Source organism: Tardiphaga sp., from assembly GCF_041424195.1.
Lineage (GTDB): Bacteria > Pseudomonadota > Alphaproteobacteria > Rhizobiales > Xanthobacteraceae > Tardiphaga.
In genome coordinates this window covers 1-3,839 of the sequence record NZ_JBGMOE010000202.1, presented here as the reverse complement: position 1 = coordinate 3,839, position 3,839 = coordinate 1, and the positions used below count along the sequence as shown (strand labels likewise).

Annotated in this window: 7 protein-coding genes; 6 read left to right on the top strand and 1 reads right to left on the bottom strand. The window is 57.5% G+C overall.

Going from position 1 to position 3,839, the window contains the following annotated elements; all coding sequences use genetic code 11:
• Nucleotides 1–74: 74 nt before the first annotated feature.
• From ACEK02_RS27805 to ACEK02_RS27795, 3 genes are read left to right on the top strand one after another with little or no spacing between them, the layout of a single operon-like run.
• The gene (locus ACEK02_RS27805; RefSeq protein WP_371424698.1) at nucleotides 75–404 is read left to right on the top strand and encodes a hypothetical protein; all 330 of its coding nucleotides are present in this window, start codon (nucleotides 75–77) and stop codon (nucleotides 402–404) included.
• 52 nt (nucleotides 405–456) lie between these two features.
• Nucleotides 457–594 (top strand): hypothetical protein, encoded by a 138-nt coding sequence (locus ACEK02_RS27800; protein WP_371424697.1) that lies wholly within the window; start codon nucleotides 457–459, stop codon nucleotides 592–594.
• Nucleotides 591–815 carry a hypothetical protein gene (locus tag ACEK02_RS27795; RefSeq protein WP_371424696.1) on the top strand — a complete coding sequence of 75 codons (225 nt, stop codon included), beginning with the start codon at nucleotides 591–593 and terminating at the stop codon, nucleotides 813–815. The genes ACEK02_RS27800 and ACEK02_RS27795 overlap by 4 nt, the downstream gene beginning before the upstream one ends.
• Nucleotides 816–826: 11 nt before the next feature.
• Here ACEK02_RS27795 and ACEK02_RS27790 read toward each other — a convergent pair whose 3' ends face one another.
• Nucleotides 827–1,945: an SMEK domain-containing protein gene (locus ACEK02_RS27790; RefSeq protein WP_371424695.1), complete on the bottom strand. Its 1,119-nt coding sequence runs from the start codon at nucleotides 1,943–1,945 to the stop codon at nucleotides 827–829.
• A 214-nt stretch (nucleotides 1,946–2,159) separates the two neighbouring features.
• Between ACEK02_RS27790 and ACEK02_RS27785 the strand changes: the two genes are divergently transcribed.
• The 3 genes from ACEK02_RS27785 to ACEK02_RS27775 are packed head-to-tail and all read left to right on the top strand — an operon-like array spanning nucleotide 2,160 to nucleotide 3,786.
• Complete coding sequence (locus ACEK02_RS27785) at nucleotides 2,160–2,852, top strand: HNH endonuclease (protein ID WP_371424694.1); 693 nt, start codon at nucleotides 2,160–2,162, stop codon at nucleotides 2,850–2,852.
• Nucleotides 2,849–3,490, top strand: coding sequence for a hypothetical protein (locus ACEK02_RS27780; protein WP_371424693.1), 642 nt, complete (start codon nucleotides 2,849–2,851; stop codon nucleotides 3,488–3,490). The genes ACEK02_RS27785 and ACEK02_RS27780 overlap by 4 nt, the downstream gene beginning before the upstream one ends.
• Entirely contained in the window at nucleotides 3,487–3,786 is a 300-nt protein-coding gene (locus ACEK02_RS27775; protein ID WP_371424692.1) for a nucleotidyltransferase domain-containing protein, read from the top strand. Before ACEK02_RS27780 ends, ACEK02_RS27775 begins: the two co-directional genes overlap by 4 nt.
• Nucleotides 3,787–3,839 lie beyond the last annotated feature (53 nt).

The window sequence follows — 3,839 nt, the reverse complement described above, 5'->3', positions numbered from 1 at the left end:
TTTCGTGGTCCAGACTATCATAGTCTCTGGGCCACTCAGCGGGGGGCAGATCAGAGGTTGCTGGGCAGATCTTGGTGGAAAAGGCCACTGTCCGAGCGGTTCACGAGCACGAAGGCCATAAGTGGGTATTTGTGGAGGGGTCGGAAACCGGTGTTCTTATGTCCGATGCTACACTGTTAGAAAAAGGTGCTTCAGCACCGCCTTCCGTCACACCCCCAACGCTATCGCTGCCTCCCAAACAGGACGAAGCGACAAAAGGGGCGCGGAAGGCCGTATTCCCCATCAGCGATGGTGACGTGGTCCTGACCTTCCCAGAAGATATTTCGGGCAAGGGCTTAAAGCGCCTAAAGCGATACCTGGACATCTTCCTCGACGAGGAAATAGAGAACGCCGAAGGCGAATAGCTGACTTAAGCCCGGCCTAGTTCGCCGGGATTTTTGCCAATAGCGAGGCCCCATGCCGGACGAGCCAACACAACTCGACAAGTTCAAGGAAGCCGCGCGCGACCTAGAAACCGACGACGACGAAGCGCACTTCGACGAGAGGCTGCGCAAGATCGTGAAGCATAAGCCGGTGCCGGAGAAGCCGGAGTGAGTGACAACTTGGTACGTGCCATCCTCGTTTTGGGAATCGTTATCATCGGATCGTTGCTAATCTACGGCTTGCGAAGTGGGACGATGAGCGCGGCGGGGGTTCCATATGCGCGGTACGTTCGGTCAGAGCATCCCATCATGTTCTGGCTGGCAGCGACGTTCAACGCCGGCATGGCCATCGGCGCAATCGCATTAATTCACGCGGGTTTGTCAAATACGTAATGGCCAAAAGATTATCGTTTTTGTGCCTTGGACCGGCCTGTCGATTTTACTCGACCGGCTTTCTTTGCGCGCGTCGTGACGGATGCGCTGACAACAGGTAGAGGACCGAACGCTGAGAAGTTCATCGTCGAAAACAACGTCGATGCCGACAAGTTCTGCTCTTTCACGAAGTTCATGAACGCCTCAGCGAACCAATCATGGTCCGTGCCGGGAAAGCTGAACGAGAAGCGTGCCGATTTTCCGTCCTCGTCGTCGTCGTAGCTAAGAAAGCCCCAAGCCTCCAATAGCCGAGTGTCGACCAGCAGGTACTGCGTGTCGGGATATTTGCGCTGGACGAGATCGGCATTGACCACGTGATAATCGTTGAACCCGTAGCGATGCTCGCTTTCGTCGATCATCCAACCGAGCAGCGCTCGCGACAGTCGCGGCAGTGGTTCCAGTCGATCAATGAAGCCGTTGAGCGCTGCGGCGGCTTCATCCGCGGAGCCGAACACGCCTCTGCCTGCGTCACTGGCTACCAACAGCGAAGCATCTGACCGGGTTACGTTCGGCCGGCCCTCGACTAAATCGGTGATGTTCGTCTCGAAGGTGCCGTTGATCTCGGGCTCCAGTTCGATCCGAATTTCGGTGCGTTCGAGCTGCAACTTTTGCTGAATGGCACGGATCGTTTCGAGGTTCGTGTCCATGATGCGCCTGCATAGGTCGCTGATCCCGAGAACATTGGTTTCAGAGAATCCTTTTCGGCTGGCAGCGAGATTCGGGGCGATCCTGTAGTTCTTGCGCCTCTCGCCGATCACGAGAATGAAGAATTCTTCGTAGAGTGAGACCTGCTCATTGGTGATCTTCGTCAGCGTATCAGTAACCTTCGCCGCGTCGGCGCGTGAAGTGATCTGGTAAGCGATCTTACGCGGGCTCGTTTTGTCTCCTAGATCCAGACCCGGCGCGTTCGAACGTCGCGCGTTGAGGTTCACCAGATTCGTGTTGAGCGTGAGGTTGAGGATATCGCGAAAGAAGTTCTCGAGCAGGCTGTTGAGGTCGGTTTGGCCTAACTCGCAGCGGCGCCGGACCTGATTGGAAATCGCATCGAGGTCGTCGATGATCTGACCGATAAAAATACCCCTGCTCGACAATGCCTACCCCACCTTTGAATTTCTCGCCGGGCTATATAGGGCTGATACGATCCTGAGCCAGGTGCTTTCGGGCGGCAGAAGCCTCTCACGTCGAATGCAGAAAACCACCGGAGAAAAGGGTATATCGCTTCTGCGCCGGGCGGCGGATCGCTAGACAGTGGAGTTGATTTGCCCGCACTTAGGTGGGGGCATCGGTGAACCAGGTGGGGGATTGATGGCGGAACGCAAGGCTATACCAGCGGCCACCCGGCTGCACTTATTTGCGGCGGCATCGGGTCACTGCCAGCGGCCGGAATGTCTAGACGCCCTGTTTCCGGTCGAGTTGGGAGGCGACAAGCACATCGCGGAGATGGCGCACGTTATCCCTCATGGCGATGCCGGCCCGCGCTACGAGGACAGACCGGACGGCGATTTCGATGCAGATTCCTTCGACAACCTGCTCCTCCTGTGCCCGACCTGCCATACCAAGGTCGACAAGGACCCCGAGGCCTATCCTCGCCAGCTGCTCCTGGATTGGAAGCAGACCCATCTTGCGAACTTGGCGCTCAAGCAGGGTATCAAGGCATATGAAGAGCGCGGGCAAGTGCGCGAGGCAGTCACCGCGCTTCTTGCCGAGAACAAGGCGATCTGGGAGCGATACGCCCCCGTCGACGGGGCCGAGTTCGAATATAATCCGGAGTCCGAGGCGGCGCAGGCTTGGGACCAGCGTGTGAGGAGCGTGATCCTACCCAACCACTACCGCATGCAGGCGATCATCAAGGCGAACCTCGGACTGGCCAGCGACGAGGAGCGCCGGACTTTCGCAGAATATCAGGAGCATGTGCGCGGCCTGTCCGAACGCCATGTCTGCGGCGTCGCTGGCCGCGCAAGTCGCTTCCCTGCGGCAATGGAAGGCATCTTCGCATGAACTGGCAAGTCACCTACGCGCTCGCGAATTTTGCAAAGCCGGGGCGATTCACCGCAGTGCATGTGGAGGACGACCTGATCAGGGTCATGACCCCGGATCAGCCGGACGTGCTAGCTGCAATAGCGCCCGGGGATACAATCGACATGGCGACCGCCACATATTACCGGGAGCGATTTCCAGCCATGGACTTCCTATGCGGCTATCGGTCCAGCTGTGTCTGGGAGGGCGGGGCGATCCGCTATCTTCAGGATCATGGCGTGGGATGGGGCAGCTTTGGAACGCTCTCTTCGGCTGCCTTGGATGGAAAGGCCAAGACGGCGTCACACAAAACGTACTTTTTCTCGGACCGCCTTCTTCGACAATATGGTCGCGTTGCCCAGGTCGTCCGCGAGTTCGATCGCGTCTATCAGGTCATGCTCAAGAACGGCGTCGTTTTCCGATTAGGCATGATCGCAGAGTACGAACCTACCGCCGATGCGGTTCGCAGTCTTTGGGACCGCTTTGGTCCGATGGATGTCGCGTGGAACATCAACCCGAACGGGAGCCCATCGAAAGAAGCGATCGACGCGGGAAATGAGCTCGGATTGAAGGTGATAAAATGGGAAGAGATGAGGGACTACATCCACCAGAGATCATGAAGGCTGGCGCGATCGCAGCTCACCTGCTGGCGTGTTGTGGATCCCTGGTTAGTTTCGACGCCTATATGTTCGGCTCGACCCTGAACGGAGTCGGCCAAGACATCGACATTCTTGTCGTTGGCCCTGTCGGTGAAAAGCTTGTCAACCTCAAAGCGGAAATACAGTCGGCCGGCGAACAATTGCCACTCCACATTCTTTGCATGTTGCCGTCAGAAGCGCATGAGAGCGAATTCGTGCTTAAGGAACGATGTGTACCGCTTGTGGATTTGGCCACGTCTGTAGCGCCACGCGCCTAGTGAACCGCGCCGGGTCTACCGGAGGCGTTGGGTTGTGAGTCACGCTGCCATAT

Bases quoted from the DNA above. Each gene is read 5' to 3' on its own strand.
- ACEK02_RS27800 (WP_371424697.1), top strand. From the start codon at position 457: ATGCCGGACGAGCCAACACAACTCGACAAGTTCAAGGAAGCCGCGCGC.
- ACEK02_RS27785 (WP_371424694.1), top strand. From the start codon at position 2,160: ATGGCGGAACGCAAGGCTATACCAGCGGCCACCCGGCTGCACTTATTT.
- ACEK02_RS27780 (WP_371424693.1), top strand. From the start codon at position 2,849: ATGAACTGGCAAGTCACCTACGCGCTCGCGAATTTTGCAAAGCCGGGG.
- ACEK02_RS27775 (WP_371424692.1), top strand. From the start codon at position 3,487: ATGAAGGCTGGCGCGATCGCAGCTCACCTGCTGGCGTGTTGTGGATCC.